At 59.3% G+C, this 21,358-nt stretch carries 23 protein-coding genes; 12 read left to right on the top strand and 11 right to left on the bottom strand.

Features of this window, described 5'->3' with window-relative positions:
- Positions 1-3 precede the first annotated feature (3 nt).
- A complete protein-coding gene (locus LOY43_RS28925; RefSeq protein WP_225919999.1) occupies positions 4-543 on the top strand; it encodes a methyl-accepting chemotaxis protein in 540 nt (179 codons plus the stop codon).
- Positions 544-678: 135 nt separating this feature from the next.
- Here the strand turns inward: LOY43_RS28925 and LOY43_RS21655 are convergent, their stop codons facing one another.
- From LOY43_RS21655 to LOY43_RS21645, 3 genes are all read right to left on the bottom strand, one after another.
- Positions 679-1,224 (bottom strand): hypothetical protein, encoded by a 546-nt coding sequence (locus tag LOY43_RS21655; RefSeq protein WP_095048171.1) that lies wholly within the window; start codon positions 1,222-1,224, stop codon positions 679-681.
- Positions 1,225-1,377: 153 nt separating this feature from the next.
- Positions 1,378-2,802 carry an MFS transporter gene (locus LOY43_RS21650; RefSeq protein ID WP_258708708.1) on the bottom strand — a complete coding sequence of 475 codons (1,425 nt, stop codon included), beginning with the start codon at positions 2,800-2,802 and terminating at the stop codon, positions 1,378-1,380.
- 125 nt (positions 2,803-2,927) lie between these two features.
- Positions 2,928-3,368 carry a PACE efflux transporter gene (locus tag LOY43_RS21645; protein WP_093430448.1) on the bottom strand — a complete coding sequence of 147 codons (441 nt, stop codon included), beginning with the start codon at positions 3,366-3,368 and terminating at the stop codon, positions 2,928-2,930.
- 121 nt (positions 3,369-3,489) lie between these two features.
- Between LOY43_RS21645 and LOY43_RS21640 the strand changes: the two genes are divergently transcribed.
- Positions 3,490-4,362 carry a LysR family transcriptional regulator gene (locus LOY43_RS21640; RefSeq protein ID WP_258708707.1) on the top strand — a complete coding sequence of 291 codons (873 nt, stop codon included), beginning with the start codon at positions 3,490-3,492 and terminating at the stop codon, positions 4,360-4,362.
- Positions 4,363-4,609: 247 nt separating this feature from the next.
- Here the strand turns inward: LOY43_RS21640 and LOY43_RS21635 are convergent, their stop codons facing one another.
- Positions 4,610-5,641 carry a LacI family DNA-binding transcriptional regulator gene (locus LOY43_RS21635; protein WP_095048168.1) on the bottom strand — a complete coding sequence of 344 codons (1,032 nt, stop codon included), beginning with the start codon at positions 5,639-5,641 and terminating at the stop codon, positions 4,610-4,612.
- 216 nt (positions 5,642-5,857) lie between these two features.
- Between LOY43_RS21635 and LOY43_RS21630 the strand changes: the two genes are divergently transcribed.
- Positions 5,858-6,391: a gluconokinase gene (locus LOY43_RS21630; RefSeq protein WP_095048167.1), complete on the top strand. Its 534-nt coding sequence runs from the start codon at positions 5,858-5,860 to the stop codon at positions 6,389-6,391.
- Between the two features lie 82 nt (positions 6,392-6,473).
- Positions 6,474-7,829 (top strand): GntP family permease, encoded by a 1,356-nt coding sequence (locus LOY43_RS21625; RefSeq protein ID WP_258708706.1) that lies wholly within the window; start codon positions 6,474-6,476, stop codon positions 7,827-7,829.
- A gap of 171 nt (positions 7,830-8,000) precedes the next feature.
- Here the strand turns inward: LOY43_RS21625 and alaC are convergent, their stop codons facing one another.
- Positions 8,001-9,209, bottom strand: coding sequence for an alanine transaminase (alaC, locus tag LOY43_RS21620; protein ID WP_053122962.1), 1,209 nt, complete (start codon positions 9,207-9,209; stop codon positions 8,001-8,003).
- A gap of 139 nt (positions 9,210-9,348) precedes the next feature.
- Between alaC and LOY43_RS21615 the strand changes: the two genes are divergently transcribed.
- The 3 genes from LOY43_RS21615 to LOY43_RS21605 all read left to right on the top strand — a co-directional run bounded on the left by LOY43_RS21615 (position 9,349) and on the right by LOY43_RS21605 (position 11,387).
- Positions 9,349-10,011, top strand: a complete 663-nt coding sequence (locus tag LOY43_RS21615) for a LysE family translocator (RefSeq protein ID WP_095048165.1) — start codon at positions 9,349-9,351, stop codon at positions 10,009-10,011.
- A gap of 68 nt (positions 10,012-10,079) precedes the next feature.
- Positions 10,080-10,574 (top strand): GyrI-like domain-containing protein, encoded by a 495-nt coding sequence (locus tag LOY43_RS21610; RefSeq protein ID WP_258708705.1) that lies wholly within the window; start codon positions 10,080-10,082, stop codon positions 10,572-10,574.
- A 324-nt stretch (positions 10,575-10,898) separates the two neighbouring features.
- Positions 10,899-11,387, top strand: coding sequence for a GNAT family N-acetyltransferase (locus tag LOY43_RS21605; RefSeq protein ID WP_095048163.1), 489 nt, complete (start codon positions 10,899-10,901; stop codon positions 11,385-11,387).
- 147 nt (positions 11,388-11,534) lie between these two features.
- On the opposite strand, the gene LOY43_RS21600 is transcribed toward LOY43_RS21605, so the two are convergent.
- Both LOY43_RS21600 and LOY43_RS21595 read right to left on the bottom strand, forming a co-directional pair.
- Positions 11,535-12,140: a pyridoxamine 5'-phosphate oxidase family protein gene (locus LOY43_RS21600; protein WP_095048162.1), complete on the bottom strand. Its 606-nt coding sequence runs from the start codon at positions 12,138-12,140 to the stop codon at positions 11,535-11,537.
- Between the two features lie 18 nt (positions 12,141-12,158).
- Positions 12,159-12,644, bottom strand: coding sequence for a GNAT family N-acetyltransferase (locus LOY43_RS21595; protein WP_095048161.1), 486 nt, complete (start codon positions 12,642-12,644; stop codon positions 12,159-12,161).
- Positions 12,645-12,785: 141 nt separating this feature from the next.
- On the opposite strand from LOY43_RS21595, the gene LOY43_RS21590 reads away from it, so the two are divergent.
- The 3 genes from LOY43_RS21590 to LOY43_RS21580 are packed head-to-tail and all read left to right on the top strand — an operon-like array spanning position 12,786 to position 14,860.
- Positions 12,786-13,211 (top strand): nuclear transport factor 2 family protein, encoded by a 426-nt coding sequence (locus tag LOY43_RS21590; protein WP_095126173.1) that lies wholly within the window; start codon positions 12,786-12,788, stop codon positions 13,209-13,211.
- 40 nt (positions 13,212-13,251) lie between these two features.
- On the top strand, positions 13,252-13,596 hold the full coding sequence (locus LOY43_RS21585) for a YciI family protein (RefSeq protein WP_008081988.1): 345 nt from the start codon (positions 13,252-13,254) through the stop codon (positions 13,594-13,596).
- Positions 13,589-14,860, top strand: a complete 1,272-nt coding sequence (locus tag LOY43_RS21580) for an RNA polymerase sigma factor (protein WP_095048158.1) — start codon at positions 13,589-13,591, stop codon at positions 14,858-14,860. The genes LOY43_RS21585 and LOY43_RS21580 overlap by 8 nt, the downstream gene beginning before the upstream one ends.
- A 51-nt stretch (positions 14,861-14,911) precedes the next feature.
- On the opposite strand, the gene LOY43_RS21575 is transcribed toward LOY43_RS21580, so the two are convergent.
- The gene (locus tag LOY43_RS21575; RefSeq protein WP_258708704.1) at positions 14,912-15,766 is read right to left on the bottom strand and encodes a LysR family transcriptional regulator; all 855 of its coding nucleotides are present in this window, start codon (positions 15,764-15,766) and stop codon (positions 14,912-14,914) included.
- A gap of 89 nt (positions 15,767-15,855) precedes the next feature.
- On the opposite strand from LOY43_RS21575, the gene LOY43_RS21570 reads away from it, so the two are divergent.
- Positions 15,856-16,293: a multidrug/biocide efflux PACE transporter gene (locus LOY43_RS21570; protein ID WP_095126172.1), complete on the top strand. Its 438-nt coding sequence runs from the start codon at positions 15,856-15,858 to the stop codon at positions 16,291-16,293.
- A 108-nt stretch (positions 16,294-16,401) separates the two neighbouring features.
- Here the strand turns inward: LOY43_RS21570 and LOY43_RS21565 are convergent, their stop codons facing one another.
- Complete coding sequence (locus tag LOY43_RS21565; RefSeq protein WP_095048155.1) at positions 16,402-17,160, bottom strand: SDR family NAD(P)-dependent oxidoreductase; 759 nt, start codon at positions 17,158-17,160, stop codon at positions 16,402-16,404.
- 125 nt (positions 17,161-17,285) lie between these two features.
- On the opposite strand from LOY43_RS21565, the gene LOY43_RS21560 reads away from it, so the two are divergent.
- A complete protein-coding gene (locus LOY43_RS21560; protein ID WP_258708703.1) occupies positions 17,286-18,182 on the top strand; it encodes a LysR family transcriptional regulator in 897 nt (298 codons plus the stop codon).
- 120 nt (positions 18,183-18,302) lie between these two features.
- Here LOY43_RS21560 and LOY43_RS21555 read toward each other — a convergent pair whose 3' ends face one another.
- Both LOY43_RS21555 and LOY43_RS21550 read right to left on the bottom strand, forming a co-directional pair.
- Positions 18,303-19,916 (bottom strand): inorganic phosphate transporter, encoded by a 1,614-nt coding sequence (locus LOY43_RS21555; protein WP_258708702.1) that lies wholly within the window; start codon positions 19,914-19,916, stop codon positions 18,303-18,305.
- A gap of 224 nt (positions 19,917-20,140) precedes the next feature.
- Entirely contained in the window at positions 20,141-21,163 is a 1,023-nt protein-coding gene (locus LOY43_RS21550; RefSeq protein WP_007917764.1) for a transporter, read from the bottom strand.
- Positions 21,164-21,358: the final 195 nt, after the last annotated feature.

Raw genomic sequence — 21,358 nt, 5'->3', positions numbered from 1 at the left:
CAGATGACCACGCTGCAGAACGCTGCCGAATCGGCCCACAGCACCTCGGTACAAAATGACGCCTGCGCGCAAAAAGGCTCACAGGTCGTGCAGCAAACCGTGCAGATCATTCAGGACATTTCCCGCGACCTCAACGAAGCTGCCGCCAGCATCGATGCAGTGAGCAAACAGTCGGACATCATCGGCACCATCGTTCAGACCATTCGCGGCATTGCCGATCAGACCAACTTGCTGGCGCTCAACGCGGCGATTGAAGCGGCGCGGGCCGGGGAACACGGGCGCGGTTTTGCCGTGGTAGCGGACGAGGTGCGTAGCCTCGCGGCGCGCACCAGTCAGGCGACGCTGGAGATTGTCGAGGTGGTGCGCAAAAACCATGACCTGTCGCTGAGTGCGGTGTCGAGTATGCAATCAAGTCTGAGCCGCACCGGGCTCGGGGTTGAGCTGGCCAATGAGGCGGGGGAGGTGATTCTGGAAATTCAGCAGGGCTCGCGGCATGTGGTGGACGCGATCAGTCAGTTCAATGAGACCCTGCAACTGAACTGATTTCTTCAGCTGGATACAATCAATGTGGGAGCGAGCTTGCTCGCGAAAGCGATGTGTCAGTAGGTGGAAATTTCACTGATACACCGCCTTCGCGAGCAGGCTCGCTCCCACATTTGATTTCGGGTGACTTGAAGATCAGAGCGCAGCAAGAAACTTGTTGGCCTGCTTGTCACTGTCCTTCACATCGTTGTCTTTTTCCGCCTGCGCCAACTTCATCTTGTCCTGCAAGCGCTCGGCGATCTCTTTGCCGATGGCCAGTTGTTTCTCCGGCGGCATGGCTTTGATGTCGTCTTCGGTCAGCCCCATGGACTGCAGGATACTGTCGCGCAGACGCTGTTCCGGCGTCTTGCTCATGTAGTCCTTGAACTCGTCGGTGGCGGATGTCGCTGAGGTGCTGGTGGCGTCGGTCGATTGCAGGTTCACGCGGGTCTTGGCGAACGCTTCGTCGACGTTATCGCTGATGCGTGTGGCTTCGCTGACTTGCTGGGTGGCGATCTGCGTCGCCGAGTCCTGCACCTTGGCAGTGGCTTCAGCGGTTTGCGCCTGGGTCTGGTTTTGCAGGGTTTGCAGCATGGCGCCGTGCAGGCCACCTTGCAGACCGGCGGCTGCCGTGGTGGTGGCATCGTCATTCAGCGCTTTGGGCAGGTGAATGATTTGCTGTTGTTTGGCACTGATCAACATGACGTGTAGACCTGTAGGTAATTGCTGACTCGCGTATCGGAGCAATTACCGTGCCTTTTGAATAAATCCTTTTATTTCAACAGCTTGATCATCAGTCAGGTATTCGTGGCGGTCATCCCTTGCCGATAAGCGGCAGAGGATGACCGTTGTCCATCAGCGATGAGCGATGTTTTCCAGCGCCAGATTGCGCGTGCGCGGGCCGAACCAGCCGATGGTCAGCATCACGATTAGCATGCTGCTGACGATAAACGCCAATACCCCCGGCGTACCGAAATTGTCGAGAAACAAGCCGATCAACAAGCTGCTGAACACTGTCGACAAGCGACTGAACGAATAACAGAAACCCACGGCGCGCGCGCGGATGTTGGTCGGGAACAATTCGCTCTGGTACGAGTGATAGCTGAAACTCAGCCAGGCGTTGCAGAAAGTGATCATCACCCCGCAGAAGATCAGCCCGAATGCGCTGGTCTGCAGGGCGAACAAGGTGCCGAAGGTCATCGCGCCGAGGGCCGAACCGACGATCTGCCATTTGTTCTCGAAGCGGTTGGCGAACTTGACGAACAGCAGCGGCCCGAGCGGGTAGGCGAGGGTGATGATGAAGGCGTACATCAAACTGTGAGTGACGCTGACGCCCTGACCGGACAGCAGCGCCGGCAGCCAGTTGCCGAAACCGAAGAACCCAATGGCCTGGAAGATGTGGAACACGATCAGCATCAACGCGCGGCGGCGATACGGTGGCTGCCAGATATCGGCAAAACGGCCCTTGCCTTCGACGTCGACGGGCACGGCTTCGGGGGCGTCCAGCGGTTTACCGTGATCTTTCTCGCAACGGGCCTCGATAGTGTCGAGAATCCGGTTGGCTTCCTCAAAGCGGCCATGCTGCGCGAGCCAGCGCGGCGATTCCGGCAGACGTTTGCGCAGCCACCAGATAAACAGCGCAAACACCGCGCTTGCCAGCACCACCCAACGCCAGCCGGAGACCCCGAACGGCGCTTGCGGCACCAGCCACCACGACATCAATGCCACCGCCGGCACCGACAGGAACTGTACGAAAAACGCGAAGGCAAAGGCTGAGCTGCGCATGCGTTTCGGCACCAGTTCCGAGAGGTAAGCATCAATGGTGACCAGCTCGATGCCCAGGCCGATGCCAACCAGAAAGCGCATGCAGATGATACCCAGCGCCGAACTCTGAATCCCCATCAACACCGTCGCCACCGTGTACCAGACCAGCGCGAAGGTGAAGATCGCACGGCGGCCGAAACGATCCGCCAATGGGCTGAGCAGACTGGCGCCGAGGAACAGGCCGAGAAACGTTGCCGAGGCAAACGCCGCCTGATCAGAGAAACCGAACACGCCCTGATTGCCAGTGGCAAAGATCCCGTCGCGGATCAGTCCGGGGCTGATGTAAGCGGTCTGGAACAGGTCGTAGAGTTCGAAAAACCCACCGATCGACAGCAGCGCCACCAGCCGCCAGATCGTCGCGACCGCCGGAAGGCGATCGATGCGGGCGGATACCTGAGCAGCGCGGATCGGGTCGATGCCGTCGCTTTGTGCGGTGGCGGGGGCGTGTGCAGTCATGGGCTGGTCCATTTTTTATTGATGGAAAAGCTTAGCCTGCTATCGGAGTTCACGGATTGTGAATATCGGCGGATTAAACAGATAAACCGCTGAATTCTCGCAATATCTGCTTACGAATTAACGATTTATGCCGCAGCCGCCGAATCTGGTAGCGCCGAGGCTGGCAGCCCGAAAATCCGGTCAAACAGCCAATTGAAGGCAAACGTGTAGCAGGGGATGAAAATGATCAGCGCCAGATCGAGCAGAAACGCCTGCACCAGACTGATGTTCATCCACCAGGCAATCAACGGAATCAGGAACACGATCAGCGTCAGTTGAAAGCCCACCGCGTGAGCGATACGGCGTTTCACTGTGCGCGTGCGCGATACCTGGCGACTTTCCCAGCGCTCGAACAGCGAGGTGTAAATGAAATTCCAGGTCACGGCGATGGTGGTGATGATCACCGCCAGTGGCCCGGTGCTGCCCGGTGAGGTGCCGGACAATAACGCCAGACCGAGGGCGGAGAAAGTCATGCCGATCACTTCGTAGAGCGACACGTAGACCAGTTTGCGTTTGACGCCTTGCATGGGGAGTTGCCTCTTTTTTGCCGTTTGTCGCCAGCGGGACTGGCGAAGGCGGCGAAAGATAGCTTCAATAGGGCTGACAGAAAAAGTCAGTAGCTTTCAGTTTTGTTGATAGGTGTGCAAATTGAATTTCAACAGTGACAGCATCGAGCTATTTCTTGCCGTAATCGAACGCGGCTCGTTTTCGGCGGCGGCGCGTGCGTTGGGCAAAGTCCCGTCGGCCGTGAGTATGGGGATCGGCAACCTTGAGGCGGAACTCGGTTATCTGCTGTTCGACCGCAGCCATCGCGAACCGCAACCCACGGCGATGGCGCTGTCGCTAGTGCCACACGCGCGGCTGATTGCCGAGCAACTCAAGCAGTTGCAAGTGCATGCGGTGGAACTGTCGTTGGGGCTGGAGAGCAAGTTGTCGATCGGCGTAGTCGCGGACATCGACCGGCGCCGTTTGCTGGCGGCGATCAAGGTGATCGCCGAGCACCATCCGTTGCTCGATATCGAAGTGCTGACCGCACCGCAGGACGACGTGTTGGCGATGCTGCACAGCGGCCGCGTCAGCCTGTGCCTGGCGTTCGCCGGATTGAGCATGAATGTGCTGGAGCGTTTTCAGTTTGTCGGCAGCGAACGGATGATTGCCACCCTGGCGGCGGACAGTCCGTTGTTGCGGGGTCAGGATCTGTTTCTTGAGGATCTGGTGCATGTACGGCAAATCATCGTCGCCAGTCGTGACTTGCCGATCAGTGAAACGCGGCCGTTGGTGGCGGAGTCGTATTGGCGCACCGATAGCCTTGAGACGGCGATGGAAATGGTTGAGGCGGGGTTGGGCTGGGGCAATTTTCCGTTGTCGGTGGTGCAGTCGCGGATCGAATCCGGGCGACTGAAACGGCTGAATTTCCGCAACATCGAAAACGGACTGGTGATGCCGGTGCATGCGGTGTGGCTCAAGAGCCAGCCATTGCAGAAGGGCGCGCTGGCCCTCGTTGACTTGCTCAGCCACTAGCGACTGTGGAGATCCAATGTGGGAGCGCGCCTGCTCGCGAAAGCGTCGTGTCAGTCGGCACATGCTTATCTGACACAGCGATTTCGCGAGCAGGCTCGCTCCCACAGGGATTGTGTTTCAACGCAGCATTTGTGAGCACCACATAAAACTGTAGGAGCTGCCGAAGGCTGCGATCTTTTGATCTTGTTTTTAAGAGCAAAATCAAAAGATCGCAGCCTTCGGCAGCTCCTACGGGGGGGCGACAGCGTCAGGTACTTTCGCGGATCTTCAGTTCGAAACCCATGTCCTCGACCGGGCGCGCGACCGAGTTACCCGCCATCAACGTCAGCATCTGCTCCGCCGCGCGCCGGCCGATCGCTTCACGCGGGGTGTTGATGCTGCTCAGGCGCGGCACCATGTGCTCTGACATCGGCAAATCGTTGAAGCCCAAAATCGCCACCTGCTCGGGAATCTTGATGCCGTGACGCAGCGCTTCCAGTAACGCACCCTGCGCCAGGTCGTCGTTGCCAAAGAAGATCGCATCAACGTCCGGATGCGCCGCGAGCAATTGCAAAAACAACTCCCCGCCCAAGCCCACCGATGAAGAACGAGGCGTCAGTACTTCCAGATCCGGGTCGTAACGCCCGGCCTTTTGCAACGCTTTGCGAAAGCCTTCACCGCGCAACAACGTGCGCTGATCAAGTTGCGCACCGATGTAAGCCAGACGCTTGCGCCCACGTGAGAGCAAATGCTCGGCCGCCGTTTCACCGGCACTGAGCTGCGAGAAGCCGACGCAATTCACCCCGGCAGCGCTGTCCAGTTCCATCATGTACACGCAGGGAATATTGCTCGCCTCGATCATCCGCCGCGAACTTTCCGTGCGGTCAAAACCGGTCAACAAGAAACCGCGCGGCTGATAGGCCATGTAGTTGCGCAGCAGGTTTTCTTCTTCATCGCGTGAATAGTGGAAGTTGCCGATCAGCACTTCGAAGCCTTTGGGCGTGAGCACCCGATGAATGGCTTCCAGCGTATCGATGAACAGCAAGTTGGATAACGAAGGCACTAATACCACGACCGAATGGCTCTGCGCCGAGGCCAATGCGCGGGCGGCAGGGTTGACCACGTAGTTGAGTTCGAGCGCGGCTTTCTGGACTTTTTCCACAAGGTCAGTGGCCACGGTGCTGACACCGCGCAAGGCCCGGGAGGCGGTAATCGGGCTGACACCGGCCAGGCGGGCAACTTCATTCAGGGTGGGACGGCCGGTGGTGCGGGTATTTTTATCGTTTTTAGGGGAGGTCATCGGGCGGCTTGCCAAACAAAAATCAAGGCACTAAGGTAGCGCTGTCCTGATGCAGCTGTAAATGCGTAAGCGAGGTCCTGCCTGATCTTCGCTTTTTGGCGTTGGGAACAAACCTGCTGCAACCCAAAAAAACGACAAGAAGGCGTCGGCAACTTCTGCCTGTGCACTAGAGTCATAGCTAGCAAAGGTAGCGCTGTCTGCGCGCTGAGGTGTTATATGAGTCATCCCATCACCGCCCTGGTCATCATGGGCGTTGCCGGTTGCGGCAAGACGTGCGTCAGCGAGGCCCTGTGCCAATTGAGCGGCGCCACTGCCATTGAAGGCGATACTTTCCATCCGGCCGCGAACATCGAAAAGATGAGCGCGGGGATCCCCCTGAACGACGACGACCGTGCCGGCTGGCTCGACAGCCTGTGCGATGAACTGCGTCGCGTCGACGCGCTGGGCAAACGCCCGGTGCTGACTTGCTCGGCCCTTAAACACAGTTATCGCGAAGTGTTGCGCAGCGCCTTGCCGGGCCTGGGTTTCGTGTTTCTTGAATTGACCCCTGAAGTTGCCGCTGAACGTGTGTCCCACCGTCCGGGCCACTTTATGCCCGCGACGTTGATCGAAAGCCAGTTCGCCACCCTCGAATCGCCGAAGGGTGAGCCGTTGACGTTGGCGTTGAATGCTTCGATCCACAGCGTTGAAGAGCTGGCGTCCCAGGCTCACGTCTGGTGGCAGGCCCACGGTCTGAAGCAGGCGGTATGAGTGTGTTGAAAGAGATAGCGCTGTCCTTCCGACTTCTGTTTAACCCGCTTTAATAACAACAACAATCCAGGAGACACCCCCAATGTTTGGCATGTCCCACGACGCCTACCTGCTGCTCGATGCAGTGGTCACGGTAATCGGCCTGATTATCCTGATCACCAAATTCAAGATTCACCCGTTCATTTCCCTGACCATCGCCGCCGCGTTCCTCGGCCTGACGTCGGGCATGCCGATCGGCACCATCATCAAAGCGTTCCAGGACGGCTTCGGTGGCGTGCTCGGTTTTGTCGGCATCATCCTTGCGCTGGGCACCATGCTCGGCAAAATGATGGCCGAATCGGGCGGGGCGGATCAGATCGCCCAGACCCTGATCCGTGCGTTCGGTAAAGACAAAGTCCAGTGGGCGATGATGTTCGCCGCGTTTCTGGTGGGTATCCCGCTGTTCTTCGAAATCGGCTTCGTGCTGCTGATTCCGTTGGTGTTCATCGTTGCGCGCCGCACCGGCGTGTCGATCATCAAGATCGGTATCCCGCTGCTCGCCGGTCTGTCCGCCGTGCACGGTCTGGTGCCACCGCACCCGGGCCCGCTGCTGGCCATCGGCGTGTTTGGCGCTGACATCGGCAAGACCATTCTCTACGGTCTGATCGTTGCGCTGCCGACCGCGATCATTGCCGGTCCGATCTTCGGTACGTTTATCGCCAAGTACATTCCGGGTCACCCGAATCAGGAACTGGTCGATCAACTGGCCCGCGAAAATGACGACTCGACCACGCTGCCGAGCTTCAGCATCACCCTGATCACCGTGCTGCTGCCGGTGTTCCTGATGCTGCTGAAAACCTTCGCTGACGTGGCGCTGCCGGACGGTCACTTCTTCCGCACCTGGATGGACATGATCGGTCACCCGATCTCGGCACTGCTGCTGGCGTTGCTGCTGTCGCTGTACACCTTCGGGCACAAGCAGGGCATCGGTTCGCAGCAGATGCTCAAGTGGCTCGACGCGAGCCTGGCGCCAACCGCCGCGATCATTCTGATCATCGGTGCCGGCGGTGGCTTCAAGCAGATGCTGGTCACCAGCGGTGTGGGCGACGTGATTGGCCACATGGCGGTCAGCGCGCAGATCTCGCCGATCCTGTTGGCGTGGCTGGTGGCGGCGGTGATCCGTATCGCGACCGGTTCGGCGACTGTGGCGACCATCACGGGCGCGGGCATTGTCGTGCCGGTGGTGGGGATGATCCCGGGCGTTAACCGTGAGTTGCTGGTGCTGGCCACCGGCGCCGGTTCGCTGATCCTGTCCCACGTGAACGACGCCGGTTTCTGGTTGGTGAAGCAGTACTTCAACATGACCGTGGCCGAGACGTTCAAGACCTGGACGGCGATGGAAACCATCCTCTCCATCGTCGCGTTGGGCTTTATCCTGCTGTTGTCGCTGTTCGTTTAAGCGGCTTCACGCAGACACAAAAAAACCGCAGCGATGCGGTTTTTTTGTGGGTGATCGTTCCCACGCTCTGCGTGGGAATGCAGCCCGGGACGCTCTGCGTCCCAAAGCGGACGCAGAGCGTCCATTGAGGCATTCCCACGCGGAGCGTGGGAACGATCAGAGGTGGGTCAGTTATTTGGTAACTAACCCATCCGCCCGGAACATCCCGCGAATCCCGCGCACCGCCTGACGAATCCGGTCCTGGTTTTCGATCAGCGCAAAGCGCACATGATCGTCGCCATACTCACCAAACCCCACCCCCGGCGAGACGCAGACCTTGGCCTCGGCCAGCAGTTTCTTGGCAAACTCCAACGAACCCAGATGCGCGTAGGCCTCAGGGATCTTCGCCCAGACGTACATCGACGCCTTCGGATTCTCAACCATCCAGCCCAGTTCATGCAGGCCTTTGACCAGCACGTTGCGGCGCTGGCGATACTGCTCGGCGATGTCGCGCACACACTGCTGATCGCCTTCCAGCGCGGCAATCGCCGCCACTTGCAGCGGGGTGAAGGTGCCGTAGTCGTGGTAGCTCTTGATCCGCGCCAGAGCGTTGACCAGTTCCGGGTTACCGACCATGAAACCGATGCGCCAGCCGGCCATGTTGTAGCTCTTGGACAGGGTGAAGAACTCCACCGCAATGTCCTTGGCGCCTGGCACCTGCATGATCGACGGGGCTTTCCAGCCGTCGTAGACGATGTCGGCGTAAGCCAGATCGTGAATCACCAGCACGTCGTACTGCTTGGCGAGGGCGATCACCCGTTCGAAGAAATCCAGTTCCACGCACTGTGCGGTCGGATTCGATGGGAAGCCGAGGATCATCATTTTCGGTTTCGGAATCGAACCGCGAATGGCCCGTTCCAGTTCGTCGAAGAAGTCCACGCCTGGCACCAGCGGCACCGAACGCACCTGGGCACCGGCAATCACCGCACCGTAGATGTGAATCGGGTAGCTCGGGTTTGGCACCAATACGGTGTCGCCCTGATCCAGGGTCGCCAGCATCAAATGCGCCAGGCCTTCCTTGGAACCGATGGTGACGATGGCTTCGCTTTCCGGGTCGATGTCGACCTCGTAGCGTTGCTTGTACCAGTTGGAAATCGCCCGGCGCAGACGCGGAATACCCTTGGATGTGGAGTAACCATGGGTGTCTTCGCGTTGGGCAACCTGGACGAGTTTTTCGACAATATGCGGCGGCGTGGCGCCGTCGGGGTTGCCCATGCTCAAGTCGATGATGTCTTCACCACGACGCCTGGCAGCCATTTTCAGCTCGGCGGTGATGTTGAAAACATAAGGGGGGAGTCGATCTATGCGCGCAAAGCGGCGCGGCGAACCTTGTTCAGCCATTGTTGCCTCGGATAACGTAAGCGCCCGGAACCGTCCGAGCGACGCTGGTCACTGCGGTGACCTGTGGCGGAAGATAAGGTCAGTGATGGCATACTGTCCAGCCCGTTTGTAAACAATTTTGTCCCAAGGAAATCGGTAGATGGAATTCACCAGCGGCTTCTTGCTGAGCCTTTCGCTGTGCCTGGATATCGGCGTGGCCAACATCGCCATGATCACCCTGGCGATGCAGCGCGGTTACTTTCAGGGCTTTGCGCTGGGCCTCGGCACCTGTGTTGGCGACCTGGTTTATGCGGTTCTGGCGCTGGCCGGGATGACCGTTTTGCTGCAATACGAGACCGTGCGTTGGGTTTTGTGGATTGGTGGTTCGGCGCTGCTGATCTACTTTGCGGCGAAGATGATTTACTCGGCGATCCATCACGAAGCGCTGCTGGCCGAGACGGCGGAAGTGGGGCAGAACTCCCATCGCAAAGAGTTCTTCCGGGGGATATTTCTCGCCATGTCGTCGCCGAGCGCGATTCTCTGGTTCGCGGCGGTGGGCGGCACCTTGATTGCGCGTTCCGGTGGTGGCGGTCCTTTGAGTTCGGCGCTGTTCCTCGGTGGGTTCCTCTGCGCCGGACTGCTGTGGTCCGCCGGTTTGTGCTTCGCTGCGAGCCATGGCGGCAAGCTCTTGGGCGATAAGCTATTACGCTATTCCTACATGGCATCTGCAGCGATCTTCTGCTATTTCGCGGTGTACGTGATCGTATCTGGCTACAACGAATTTGTCGGTTCGGGCGCCGTCGAGCAGTTGCACGCGCTGTAACCGTGCGATTTGGATCGGGCTTTCTATACTCCCAGCCGAACCCCTTTTTTTGTTCCAGGAGTCGAGTCATGGATGAGCAAAAACGCGTCGAAGTGGCTGAACCTCGCTTCGAACATGGACACTTCTTGCTGATTGCAGGTTTTCGCGGTCGATTTACCCAAGACACAGCCAAAGACATCCCGGCGCTGTGGGAAAAGTTCTTGCCGCACCTGGGAAAGATCCAGGGGCAAAAGAACGAAGTGACCTACGGTGTCTGCAGCAATTTCGACGGCACGGGCGGCTTCGATTACATCGCCGGGGTGGAAATCAGTAAGCTCGATGACCTCGACCAGAAGGTCTACCAGTGGGTCGAAGTGCTGCCTCGCCAGTACGCAGTATTCGAGCACAAAGGACCGCTCGAGCAATTGCCACAAACCCTGCAATACATCTACAAGACCTGGCTGCCGACCTCTCATTACGTGGAGCTCAACGCCCCGGAGCTGGAGCGTTACAGCGCGGATTTCAATCCGAAGCTGCACACCGGCAAACTGGAAATCTGCGTGCCGGTCGATACCAAGGCCTGAGCCGACAAGCATGAGGCGGATCAATGATCCGCCTCATGGTTTTCAACCCCGCTTGCCTTTGCCCAACCGTCGCGCCCGCAACAGGTCGATGCCCAGAGTGATAAAGCCGAACGTACTGATGCCCAACACCATCAACAGGCCGATTTCAACGCTGCTCATAAGCGGTTTCCCCCAAGGGTAGTCAGAGACACACCTGAGAAATAGCCCGCCGCGAACCCGAAGAAAAGCACTTATACGCAGGCTTTACGCCGCCCTTGCGCATCGATATGCAGGCCTTATTCCTTTATGCTTTCGGCACTTTCTTCTGCCGATTTCCGAGCCGCCATGAACACCGTTATCCGCAACGTCACCGCCGCCGACCTGGACCGCTGCTACGCCATCGAAACCGTTGCCTACGAAGGTGACGAAGCGGCCACCCGCGAGAAGATCGCCACGCGCATTGCCACCTGGCCTGAAGGTTTTGTCGTCGCCGAAGTGGAGGGCGTGGTGGCAGGCTTCGTCAATTCCGGCGCGGCGTTTGACGTGCAGATGTCGGACGAGGCGTTTAAGGAGCTGATCGGCCACGACCCGAAAGGGCCGAACGTGGTGATCATGTCCGTGGTGGTGCACCCGGATTATCAAGGGCAGGGGCTGGCCAAGCGCTTGATGGGCGAGTTCATCGAGCGGATGCGCGGGATGGGTAAGGCGACGATTCATCTGATGTGCAAGGAAAAGCACATCCCTTTGTATGCCGGGTTTGGTTTTGCCTACATCAAACCGTCGGAGTCGGATCACGGCGGCATGGCGTGGCACGAGATGATCCTTACTCTCTAAAGCCAGCCCGATACTGATCGTTCCCACGCTCCGTGTGGGAATGTCTCCTGTGACGCTCTGCGTCACGACTTTGGGACGCAGAGCGTCCCCGGCTGCATTCTCACGCAGAGCGTGGGAACGATCATTTAACGATCATTTACGGGAGTATCAGTAGAGGGTGTCGGCAACTCGTTTCGGTGCTTCGCGGTCGTAGGTTTCGGCGTCGAACTCGCCATCGTTCAGGCGTTTGTGAAACGCGCCGGCGGAGGGCAGAGCCGAGCGCGGCAGATGCGTTTCAGGATTCCACGCATCCGAGCGTACAAACGCTTTGGAACAATGAAAGAACGCCGCTTCCACCGTCACCAGCAACACCGTTTTCGCCGGTTTGCCGTTCACCGCAAAGCTTTCCAGCAACTGCGGATCAGCGCTGATCGTCGCCGTACCATTGACCCGCAACGTCTCGCCAATCCCCGGAATAATGAACAACAACGACACCCGCGAATCGTGCAGCACATTGCGCAGAGTATCGATGCGGTTGTTACCTGGGCGATCGGGCAACGCCAGCGTGCGTTCGTCAATGATCCGCACAAACCCGGCTTTGTCACCGCGCGGCGAATTATCCAGGCCATCGGTGCCCACCGAGCTGACAATCACCAGCGGCGACAGGCGCACCATTGCTTGATAATCCTCGTTGAGAAAACCGATCTGCTTGCGCAGCGCTCGTTCATGCGGCAGTCCGTAAATCGCTTCCAGTGCTTCGATTGAGTCGATCATCGTGCTTCCCTCGATGACTTAGAAAAACAGGCCCATGCGCCGTTCGTAACCGATCCGGCCCTTGTACGCTTCGCCGCTGTCGACGTAGCCGTGCTTGGCGTACAGCGCGATGGCCGCGTCGTTATCCGCATCCACCGACAATTCCAGCCCCTTGATCTCCGGCCACGCCTGACGTGCAACTTCGGGCAACGCTTGCAGACACGCCTTGCCGTAACCCTTGCCCTGAGCGCGGCGATCGACCTGCAACGCATGCAGGGTGGCGCTGTGTTCATCGGCCCAAGCCGGCAACACCGGCGGGCGCTTGAGCAACAGAAACGCCACCGGCACGTCATCCGCCAGCAGCGCAAAGCCCTTCACCCCGGGGCCGGGTTTCGACAGCAGGGTGTGCAAAGCACCGTGGATATCACCGGAGAACTTGATCTGCTCGGCATGGATTTCAATCGCCTCGACTTGCTCACGCTGCAAGGCGTTCAGGTTGTCGTACGGCACGAGTTGGGCTGACACGGGAATTTCCTTTTTCCTACAAAGATGAGGCTCGGATTCTAGCGATTTTGTCTTCTGCGGAAATTTTTTGTTTCGCCTGTCGATCTGCCCGTTCGCCGAACGACTAAGGGTGTCTTCACAACAAAAACCACGGAGAACAGCATGAGCGCACAAACCGATATCCAGACCCTGATCAACACCTACCGCGAAGCCGTCATGAAAAAGGACGTGGAGAAAGTCATGGCGCTGTACGCCGACGACATCGTCTCTTTCGACGCGATCAAGGCCCTGCAATTCAAGGGTAAAGCCGCCTACCGCGCGCACTGGGTCGAGTGCATGGAAATGTGCCCCGGCCCGCACATTTTCGAGTTCCACGAAATCGCCATCGAAAGTGCTGACAACATCGCTTTCGCCCACTGGGTGGCCAACTGCGGCGGCACCAATGACAAGGGCGAAACCCAGAGCTGCTGGATGCGCGTCACCGCTTGCTATCGGCAGGTTGGCGGGGCGTGGAAAATCGCCCACGAACACTGGTCGGCGCCGTTTGATCCGATGAGCGGTGCGACGCTGTTCGATGTGACCCCCTGATCTTCAGCCATAGTTGAACCGTCCGATTCAGGAGAACGCCATGAAGTATTTATGCCTGGTCTACAGCGATGAACGCCTGCTGCATTCATCGCCCGACAGCCCGGAGGACGCCGAGTGCTGGGCCTACGCCGAGTCGATCCAGGGCAGCGGGCGGATGGTTGCCGCCGAGGCGCTGGAGTCGGTGCAGACCGCCACCACGGTGCGTATGCGCAACGGCAAACTGTCGATCACCGACGGCCCGTTTGCCGAAACCAAGGAGCAACTGGCCGGCTTCTACCTGATCGACGCCAAGGACCTCAACGAAGCGATTCAGGTTGCCGGCAATATTCCGGCCGCGCGGGTGGGCAGCGTTGAAGTACGACCGGTGCGGCAATTGAATGTCTGAGGTCAAGGCGCGGGTCGAGCAGGTCTACCGCGAAGAATCGCGGCGGATCCTGGCGACGCTGATTCGCTTGCTGGGTGATTTCGACCTCGCCGAAGAAGCCTTGCACGAGGCGTTCTTCGTCGCGGTCGAACGCTGGCAGCGCGACGGCGTGCCGGACAACCCGCGCACCTGGCTGGTGTCTACCGGGCGCTTCAAGGCAATTGATGTGTTGCGCCGCCGCGCGCGGTTCAAGGCCTCGCAGCCATTGTTGTTGGCGCAGCTGGAAGAACTGGAACAGGCGGACTGGAGCGGTGAAGACGTGGAAGACGATCGTCTGCGGCTGATTTTCACTTGTTGTCACCCGGCGCTGGCGGCGGATGCGCAAGTGCCGCTGACGTTGCGCGAAGTCTGCGACCTGACCACCGAGGAAATCGCCCGCGCCTTTCTCTCCGCGCCGGCAGCGATTGCCCAGCGCATCGTGCGCGCCAAAGCGAAGATTCGTGACGCGAAAATTCCCTATCAAGTACCGAGCCTGAGCGAACTGCCCGAGCGCCTCGATAGCGTGTTGCGGGTGATTTATCTGGTGTTCAACGAAGGGTATTCGGCGTCGTGCGGGGCCGAGTTGATCCGTGAAGATCTGACCCGCGAGGCGATACGGCTTGGCCGACTGTTGATGGAATTGCTACCGGAGCCGGAGGTGATGGGGCTGCTGGCGATGATGCTGTTGCACGAGTCGCGACGGTCGGCGCGCACTTCGCCGAGTGGTGAACTGGTGCTGCTGGATGATCAGGATCGATCTCAGTGGGATGCCGGGCTGATTGCTGAAGGTAGTGCGCTGGTTGAGCGTGCGCTGACGACACGGCGGTTTGGGCCATACTGTTTGCAGGCGGCGATTGCGGCGGTTCATGCTGAGGCGCCGTCGGCGGGGGAGACGGATTGGGAGCAGATCGTTGGTTTGTATGACGTGCTGTTGCGTGCGATGCCTTCGCCGGTGATCGAGTTGAACCGGGCGGTGGCGGTGGCCAAGCGGGATGGGGCGCTGAACGGTTTGAATCTGATTGAAGGGATTTTGGGTCGCGGCGAGTTGCAGGATTACCACTTGGCGCATTCGGCGCGGGCGGAGTTTTGTCGGCAGTTGGGTAGGGTGGAAGAAGCGCGGGCTGCGTATATGCGGGCCTTGGAGCTGACCCGGCAAGAGCCGGAGCGGCGTTTTATCGAAGGGCGGCTCATGGCGCTGGAATGGCCCTCACCCCAGCCCTCTCCCTCCGGGAGAGGGCTGGGGTGAGGGGCTTTTGACTTCAGGCTTGCCAGCGATTGGCAGCGATTGGCAGCGCCGCTATTCCAGCATCTTGCTCAACAACCAGCTCCCCGCCGGCCCCGGCGGATACAGCCGCGACCACAAGGCATCGACAAACACCGGCTTAGGCCAGCCGCGCACCTTCAACTCCACCAGCAAATCATTGCCAAAACGCTGCGCCAGCCAACGTGGCAACGGCGCCCAGCCAAAACCTTTTTCGGCCATTTCCAGCAACATCAGATAACTCGGCGCCGACCACACCCGACCTTTGCCGCGACTGTCGTAAGGATTGACGATAGTCGCCAGGCGCAATTCACGGTGTTGTTCCAGGATGTGTTGATCAACGAGATCAAGCTTGGCCAGCGCGTGATCGCGATTGACGAACAGGGCGATTTCCGTGCGCTCGGCCACCGTCGAGGTCGCCAGGTCCGGTGGGTAGTTCTCTTGCATTTCGGCGAAGGCCAGATGCGCACGACCGCGCTGCACCAGTTCGATCAGGTCATCGCATTCGGCGATCAGGCATTCCAGCTCCAGATCCGGATAACGCTGCTCAAACCCGACCAGCGCCGCTTCAAAACGGTGCGACTGATAAGTGTCGGAAATCGCCACGGTCAGCTTCGGCTCGACGCCTTGGGACAACTGCCGCGCAGTCATTTCCAGACGACTGCTGGCCGCCAGAATCGCCTCAGCGCGTTGCAGCATCACATGCCCGGCCGGGGTCAGCGCCGGTTTGCGGCTGCTGCGATCGAACAACTGCAGATCCAGATCGATCTCAAGGCTGGCCACCGCCGCGCTGATCGTCGACTGACTGCGCCCCAGTTTGCGCGCCGCTGCCGAAAACGAGCCTTGGGTCGCCGCCTGGACAAATGCCAACAGCACTTCCTGCGAGATCATCAACTATCGCCTTGATCGATGGTTATTGGTTATGAAGTATCGGTATCAAGATAGATCATGGCAACCATCTTCACTCAAGGAGTCAGGCCATGACTGCCCACAAATCCATCTCTGAACGTATTTTCCAGGCCATCGGTTTCGAACTGCTGGCGATTCTGATCTGCACCCCGTTGCTGGCGTGGATCATGCAAAAACCGATGCTTGAAATGGGCGCGGTGACGGTGTTGATCGCCCTGTTGGCGCTGGGCTGGAACGTGGTGTTCAACCGCTTCTTCGATCGTCTGCTGGCGCGTATGAACGTTGCGCACAATGCCTGGGTACGGGTGGTGCACGCGTTGCTGTTCGAAGGTGGTTTGATCGTGATGGGTGTGCCACTGATTGCTTGGTGGTTGTCGGTCAGCCTGTGGCAGGCGTTTTTGCTCGACATCGGCGTGTTGCTGTTCTTTCTGCCGTACACCTACGTGTATCACTGGGGCTACGACGTACTGCGCGAACGCTTCATGACCCGCAACGCTTGTCAGGGCTAACCCCCATCTCCATGTAGGAGCTGCCGAAGGCTGCGATCTTTTGATGTTGTTTTTAAAAAAGATCGCAGCCTTCGGCAGCTCCTACACAGGGCTGTGTTTCAGCGTTGGTTAGAGGAACATGCCGCCAGATGCCTCGACCCGCTGACCATTGATCCACTGCGCACCGGGCGACAGCAACAACGCCAACGCCCCGCCAATATCATCCGGCTGCCCGGCCCGGCCCAGCGCGGTGTTGTCGGCGACCATCGCATTCACCGCCGCATTGTCGCGCACGGCACCACCACCGAAGTCAGTTTCGATGGCCCCCGGCGCGAGAATGTTTACACCAATCTGCCGCGCACCCAGCTCTTTGGCCTGATAACGGGTCAGCACTTCCATTGCCCCTTTCATCGCCGCATAAGCGCCGTAACCCGGCAAGCTGAAACGGGTCAGGCCGCTGGAAATATTGATGATCCGGCCGCCGTCGTTGATCAGGGGTAGCAATTGCTGGGTCAGGAAGAACGGCCCTTTCAACTGAATATTCATCAGCAGATCGAACTGCTCCGGCGTGGTTTCGGCGAACAGCGCGTGCACGCCGATCCCGGCATTGTTGATCAGGAAATCAAAGCGCTGACGTTTGAAGGTTTCCTGCAACGCGTGCTCAACCTGCGCACCGAAACCGGCAAAACTCTCGCTGCGGCTGACATCCAGTTGCAGCATCACGGCTTTGCCGCCGAATTTTTCCAGTTCAAGCACCAGCGCTTGGGCCTCATCGGCGCGACTGTTGTAGGTGCCGATGATGTCGATGCCTTGAGCGGCGAGGTGCAGGGCGGCGTTTTTTCCCAGGCCACGACTGGCGCCGGTGATCAATGCGATTTTGCGGTCCATGGTTTTTCCTCGATTGCCGTGAGTGATCAGGTGATGGATCAAAGTTTATTTGTCCGTCCTATGGTGATAAACAGACTGAAACCGGAATCACTGATCGGTTAAACCGAACAATCAATAGGTGGCCCATGAACAAACTGGAACTGCTGCGCACCTTCGTCCGGGTCAGCGAACTGTCGAGTTTTACCCTCGCGGGCGAGAGCCTTGGCTTGCCGCGCTCGACCGTGTCCGAACATGTGCAAGCGCTGGAAACCCTGCTCGGCACGCGTCTGCTGCAACGCACCACGCGCAAGGTGCAGGCGACGCAGGACGGCCTGGTGTTGTACGAGCGCAGCAAGGATCTGCTCTCGCACATGGACGAGATCGAGGGCTTGTTCCGCCAGGACGAGGCGTCGCTGACCGGGCGCATTCGGGTGGACATGCCGAACATTCTCGCGCGGCGTCTGATCATGCCGCGCCTGCCGCAGTTCATAGAGCGTCACCCGAACCTGGAACTGGAAATCAGCAGCACCGATCGCCGGGTTGATCTGCTCAGCGAAGGCTTCGATTGCGTGGTGCGCATCGGCGCGCAACCGGATCAGTCGGTGGTCGCGAGGCACCTCGGCGACTTCCAGATGGTCAACTGCGCCAGCCCCGCGTACCTCGAGCGCTACGGCGTGCCGCAAACCCTGGAAGATCTCGCGCAGCATCGGCTGGTGCATTACGTCGGCGTATTGGGTTCGCGTTCGGAAGGTTTTGTGTACGAGGAGGGCGGTCAGGTTAAACGCTTGCTGATGGCTGGCAGCATTACGGTCAACAGCACTGACGCTTACGAGTCGGCGTGCCTGGGCGGTTTTGGTCTGACGCAGGTGCCGCGCACCGGTATGCAGCCGCATCTGGAAAACGGCGAACTGGTGACCGTATTGCCGCAATTCACCGCGCCGGCGATGGGGATTTCATTGCTCTATGCCAGGCAGCGACACTTACCTTTGCGAGTGCGCGTGTTCATGGATTGGCTTGGCGATCTGATTCGCTCCGCGCTCTGAACCTGAACACCAAAACTGTAGGAGTGAGCCTGCTCGCGATAGCGGTGTGTCAGTTTAATCAATGTTGACTGACACACCGCTATCGCGAGCAGGCTCACTCCTACAGGGGATCTTCGTCGGTCAGAAGATCTGGGTGAACAGCCAGTACAGGCTGCCTGACAGCAGAATGGCGGCGGGGAGTGTCAGCACCCACGCCATCAACAGATTGCGGATGGTCCTCATCTGCAACCCGCCACCGTTGGCGACCATGGTCCCGGCCACCCCCGAAGACAACACATGGGTCGTCGAAACGGGCAAACCAAACATGTCCGCCGCGCCAATGGTCAACATCGCCACGGTTTCCGCCGAGGCGCCCTGGGCATAGGTCAGGTGGGTCTTGCCGATCTTCTCGCCGACCGTCACCACAATCCGCTTCCAGCCGACCATGGTGCCCAGCCCCAGCGCGATGGCCACGGCGATCTTCACCCACAGCGGAATAAACCGCGTGGCGTTGTCGATCTGTTGCTTGAACAGTTGCAGTTTGCCGCTGGTGTCGGCGTCGAAATTGCCGACCCTGTTTTTGTCCATCAGGCGAATGCTTTCGCTGGCCAGGTACATGTCGTTACGCACGTTGCCCATGGCTTCGGCCGGGACTTTCGCCAGTGAACCGTAGCCTTTGACTTCTTCACCGATGTGCCCAGTGAGGGCGGCGAGGGCGGGGATCAGTTGCGGCGTGGCGTCCTTGCTGCGCACATAATCGGAGAGCACCGCACGCGGATCGGCGGGCGTCGGCAGCGGTGCACTTTTCACCAGCGCCTGCTGGGTGACTTGCGCCACGGCGGCAAACTGCAGCGATTGTTCTTCGGGCATGGTGCGGTTCAAGGCGTAGGCCATCGGCAATGTGCCGACCAGAATCAGCATGATCAGGCCCATGCCTTTCTGGCCGTCATTGGAGCCGTGGGCGAAGGACACGCCGGTGCAGGTCAGAATCAGCAAACCGCGAATCCACCACGGCGGCGGGGTGTTGCCTTTAGGGGCCTTGTACAGCGCGCGATTCTTCACGAACGCACGCAGCGCCAGCAGCAACAGCGCCGCGCAACCGAAACCTACCAGCGGCGAGAGCAGCAAGGCGTAACCAATCTTGGTCGCCTGCGCCCAATCGACACCGCTGGTGCCGTCACGGCCGTGCATCAAGGCGTTGGCCACGCCGACGCCGATGATCGAACCGATCAGCGTGTGCGAAGACGACGCCGGCAAGCCCAGCCACCAGGTGCCGAGGTTCCACAGGATCGCCGCGATCAGCAGGGCGAAAATCATCGAGAAACCGGCAGACGAACCGACCTGCAGAATCAACTCCACCGGCAGCAACGCGATGATGCCGAACGCCACCGCGCCGCTCGAAAGCAACACGCCGAGAAAGTTGAAGAACCCCGACCAGACCACCGCGACATTCGGCGGCAACGAGTGGGTGTAGATCACCGTCGCGACGGCGTTGGCGGTGTCGTGGAAACCGTTGACGAACTCGAAACCCAGGGCAATCAGCAGCGCCACGCCGAGCAGCAGGAACGGCGTCCACGTGGTGACTACCGTGCCGAGTTCGTGCATGTCGTGCATCAGGCTGTAAGCGGTGAACAGCATTCCCATCGCCAACACGGCGAAAAAGATCACGTAGGTAAACGGGCCGGTTTTCTTGTCGAGGGCTGGCCTGCCACTGTGGGCGGACGCGGGGCTGGCGGTCAGGGAGGGAGTAGCCATGGCAGGACAATCCTGAGCGAGGGAAGGAATGTCGCCCATGATCGTTGCAGAATGTTACAGAGAGACTGCGCCATGTCAGTGTTTGGCTGATTAGCCCCACCGTCGGTCTTCTGCTCGTTCCCACGCTCTGCGTGGGAATGACGCCCGGGACGCTCCGCGTCCCTGTGACGCAGAGCGTCACTTGATGCATTACCACGCAGAGCGTGGGAACGAGCGTTCAGGCGTCAGTAATCCCCGCGTTTGCGAAACGCCCAACGCCCGGCAATCACGGTAAACGTCGCCACCAGTGCAACCAAAATCCAGAACCCTTCCGGATCTTGCGACAACGGCACCCCACCCACATTCATCCCGAAAAAACCGGCAATGATGTTGATCGGCAGCGCCAGTACCGTCACCACGGTCAGGGTGAACAGCGTGCGGTTGCTCTGTTCGTTGAGGTTGGCGGCGATCTCTTCCTGCAACAGTTTGATCCGCTCGCCAAGGGCGGTGAGGTCGTTGATGATCAGCGCAAACTCCTCGGTGGATTTGCGCAACTCCTTGACGTCTTCCTTTTGCAACCAGGGCGGCGGCCGGTTGAGCAGACGCAGCAACGAGCCCGGCTCCAGCGCCAGCAGCCGTTGCAAACGCACCAACACGCGGCGATTGGCACCGAGTTCGGCACGGTTGGTCGACAGCCGGGAGGAGAGCAATTCGTCCTCGACCTGATCGACGCTCATGCTGGTCTTGCGCACAATCTGCGTTAGCACTTCACCCTGATCGCGCAGCAGATGCACGAGCAATTCCGATGGCGAACGAAAGCGCTCGCCGGCTTTCACCGACGAGCGCAATTTATCCACCGAGTGCAGCGGTTGCAGACGCGCACTGACGATCAGTTTGCTGCGCACACAGACCCACAGCGTCGACACGTCCGAGGAGACCATGCTGCTGAGGTTGAACACGACATCGTTGACCACCGCCAGCAACGCCGAGTCGACATGCTCGATGCGCGTCGACCGCGAGCCTTCATGCAACGCCTCGAAAAACTCTTCGGGCAATTGCAGATGACTTTTCATCCAGCGCTCGCACGCCGCGTGCGCCAGATTGAGGTGCAGCCAAAGAAATTCGCCACTGTCGCTGTCGTCCTGCAAACAGCGCAACGCCGTGGCGGAATCGACTTCGCGGCCACGTTCACCGGGCAGGAAGCGATAGCCGTAGAGCAGGCCAAACAGATCGGGATCGCGATGGCTGATATCGAGGCTGTGGTTCATGAAGGCTCGCTGCGAGGAGGGTGCGTCGGTTGTGCAAATGGCAGGTTCACTGAGCCGCATCATCGCAATGTCACATGACGTTTATGTGACGGCAAAGTGACGTCAAATCAGCGACTTACCGATGGTCGGATTTTCTTCAAGAGGCGCTCTGGCGTGCCGATCACACTTGGGTTACGTTGCGCGCGCTTGGCCATG

Source organism: Pseudomonas sp. B21-041, from assembly GCF_024748675.1.
Classification (GTDB): domain Bacteria; phylum Pseudomonadota; class Gammaproteobacteria; order Pseudomonadales; family Pseudomonadaceae; genus Aquipseudomonas; species Aquipseudomonas neuropathica.
The sequence above is the reverse complement of the archived record's forward strand: the minus strand, read 5'-3'. Positions and strand labels throughout refer to the sequence as shown.

Bases quoted from the DNA above. Each gene is read 5' to 3' on its own strand.
- LOY43_RS28925 (WP_225919999.1), top strand. From the start codon at position 4: ATGACCACGCTGCAGAACGCTGCCGAATCGGCCCACAGCACCTCGGTA.
- LOY43_RS21655 (WP_095048171.1), bottom strand. From the start codon at position 1,224: ATGTTGATCAGTGCCAAACAACAGCAAATCATTCACCTGCCCAAAGCG.
- LOY43_RS21650 (WP_258708708.1), bottom strand. From the start codon at position 2,802: ATGACTGCACACGCCCCCGCCACCGCACAAAGCGACGGCATCGACCCG.
- LOY43_RS21645 (WP_093430448.1), bottom strand. From the start codon at position 3,368: ATGCAAGGCGTCAAACGCAAACTGGTCTACGTGTCGCTCTACGAAGTG.
- LOY43_RS21635 (WP_095048168.1), bottom strand. From the start codon at position 5,641: ATGACCTCCCCTAAAAACGATAAAAATACCCGCACCACCGGCCGTCCC.
- LOY43_RS21630 (WP_095048167.1), top strand. From the start codon at position 5,858: ATGAGTCATCCCATCACCGCCCTGGTCATCATGGGCGTTGCCGGTTGC.
- LOY43_RS21625 (WP_258708706.1), top strand. From the start codon at position 6,474: ATGTTTGGCATGTCCCACGACGCCTACCTGCTGCTCGATGCAGTGGTC.
- alaC (WP_053122962.1), bottom strand. From the start codon at position 9,209: ATGGCTGAACAAGGTTCGCCGCGCCGCTTTGCGCGCATAGATCGACTC.
- LOY43_RS21615 (WP_095048165.1), top strand. From the start codon at position 9,349: ATGGAATTCACCAGCGGCTTCTTGCTGAGCCTTTCGCTGTGCCTGGAT.
- LOY43_RS21610 (WP_258708705.1), top strand. From the start codon at position 10,080: ATGGATGAGCAAAAACGCGTCGAAGTGGCTGAACCTCGCTTCGAACAT.
- LOY43_RS21605 (WP_095048163.1), top strand. From the start codon at position 10,899: ATGAACACCGTTATCCGCAACGTCACCGCCGCCGACCTGGACCGCTGC.
- LOY43_RS21600 (WP_095048162.1), bottom strand. From the start codon at position 12,140: ATGATCGACTCAATCGAAGCACTGGAAGCGATTTACGGACTGCCGCAT.
- LOY43_RS21590 (WP_095126173.1), top strand. From the start codon at position 12,786: ATGAGCGCACAAACCGATATCCAGACCCTGATCAACACCTACCGCGAA.
- LOY43_RS21585 (WP_008081988.1), top strand. From the start codon at position 13,252: ATGAAGTATTTATGCCTGGTCTACAGCGATGAACGCCTGCTGCATTCA.
- LOY43_RS21580 (WP_095048158.1), top strand. From the start codon at position 13,589: ATGTCTGAGGTCAAGGCGCGGGTCGAGCAGGTCTACCGCGAAGAATCG.
- LOY43_RS21575 (WP_258708704.1), bottom strand. From the start codon at position 15,766: ATGATCTCGCAGGAAGTGCTGTTGGCATTTGTCCAGGCGGCGACCCAA.
- LOY43_RS21570 (WP_095126172.1), top strand. From the start codon at position 15,856: ATGACTGCCCACAAATCCATCTCTGAACGTATTTTCCAGGCCATCGGT.
- LOY43_RS21565 (WP_095048155.1), bottom strand. From the start codon at position 17,160: ATGGACCGCAAAATCGCATTGATCACCGGCGCCAGTCGTGGCCTGGGA.
- LOY43_RS21560 (WP_258708703.1), top strand. From the start codon at position 17,286: ATGAACAAACTGGAACTGCTGCGCACCTTCGTCCGGGTCAGCGAACTG.
- LOY43_RS21555 (WP_258708702.1), bottom strand. From the start codon at position 19,916: ATGGCTACTCCCTCCCTGACCGCCAGCCCCGCGTCCGCCCACAGTGGC.
- LOY43_RS21550 (WP_007917764.1), bottom strand. From the start codon at position 21,163: ATGAACCACAGCCTCGATATCAGCCATCGCGATCCCGATCTGTTTGGC.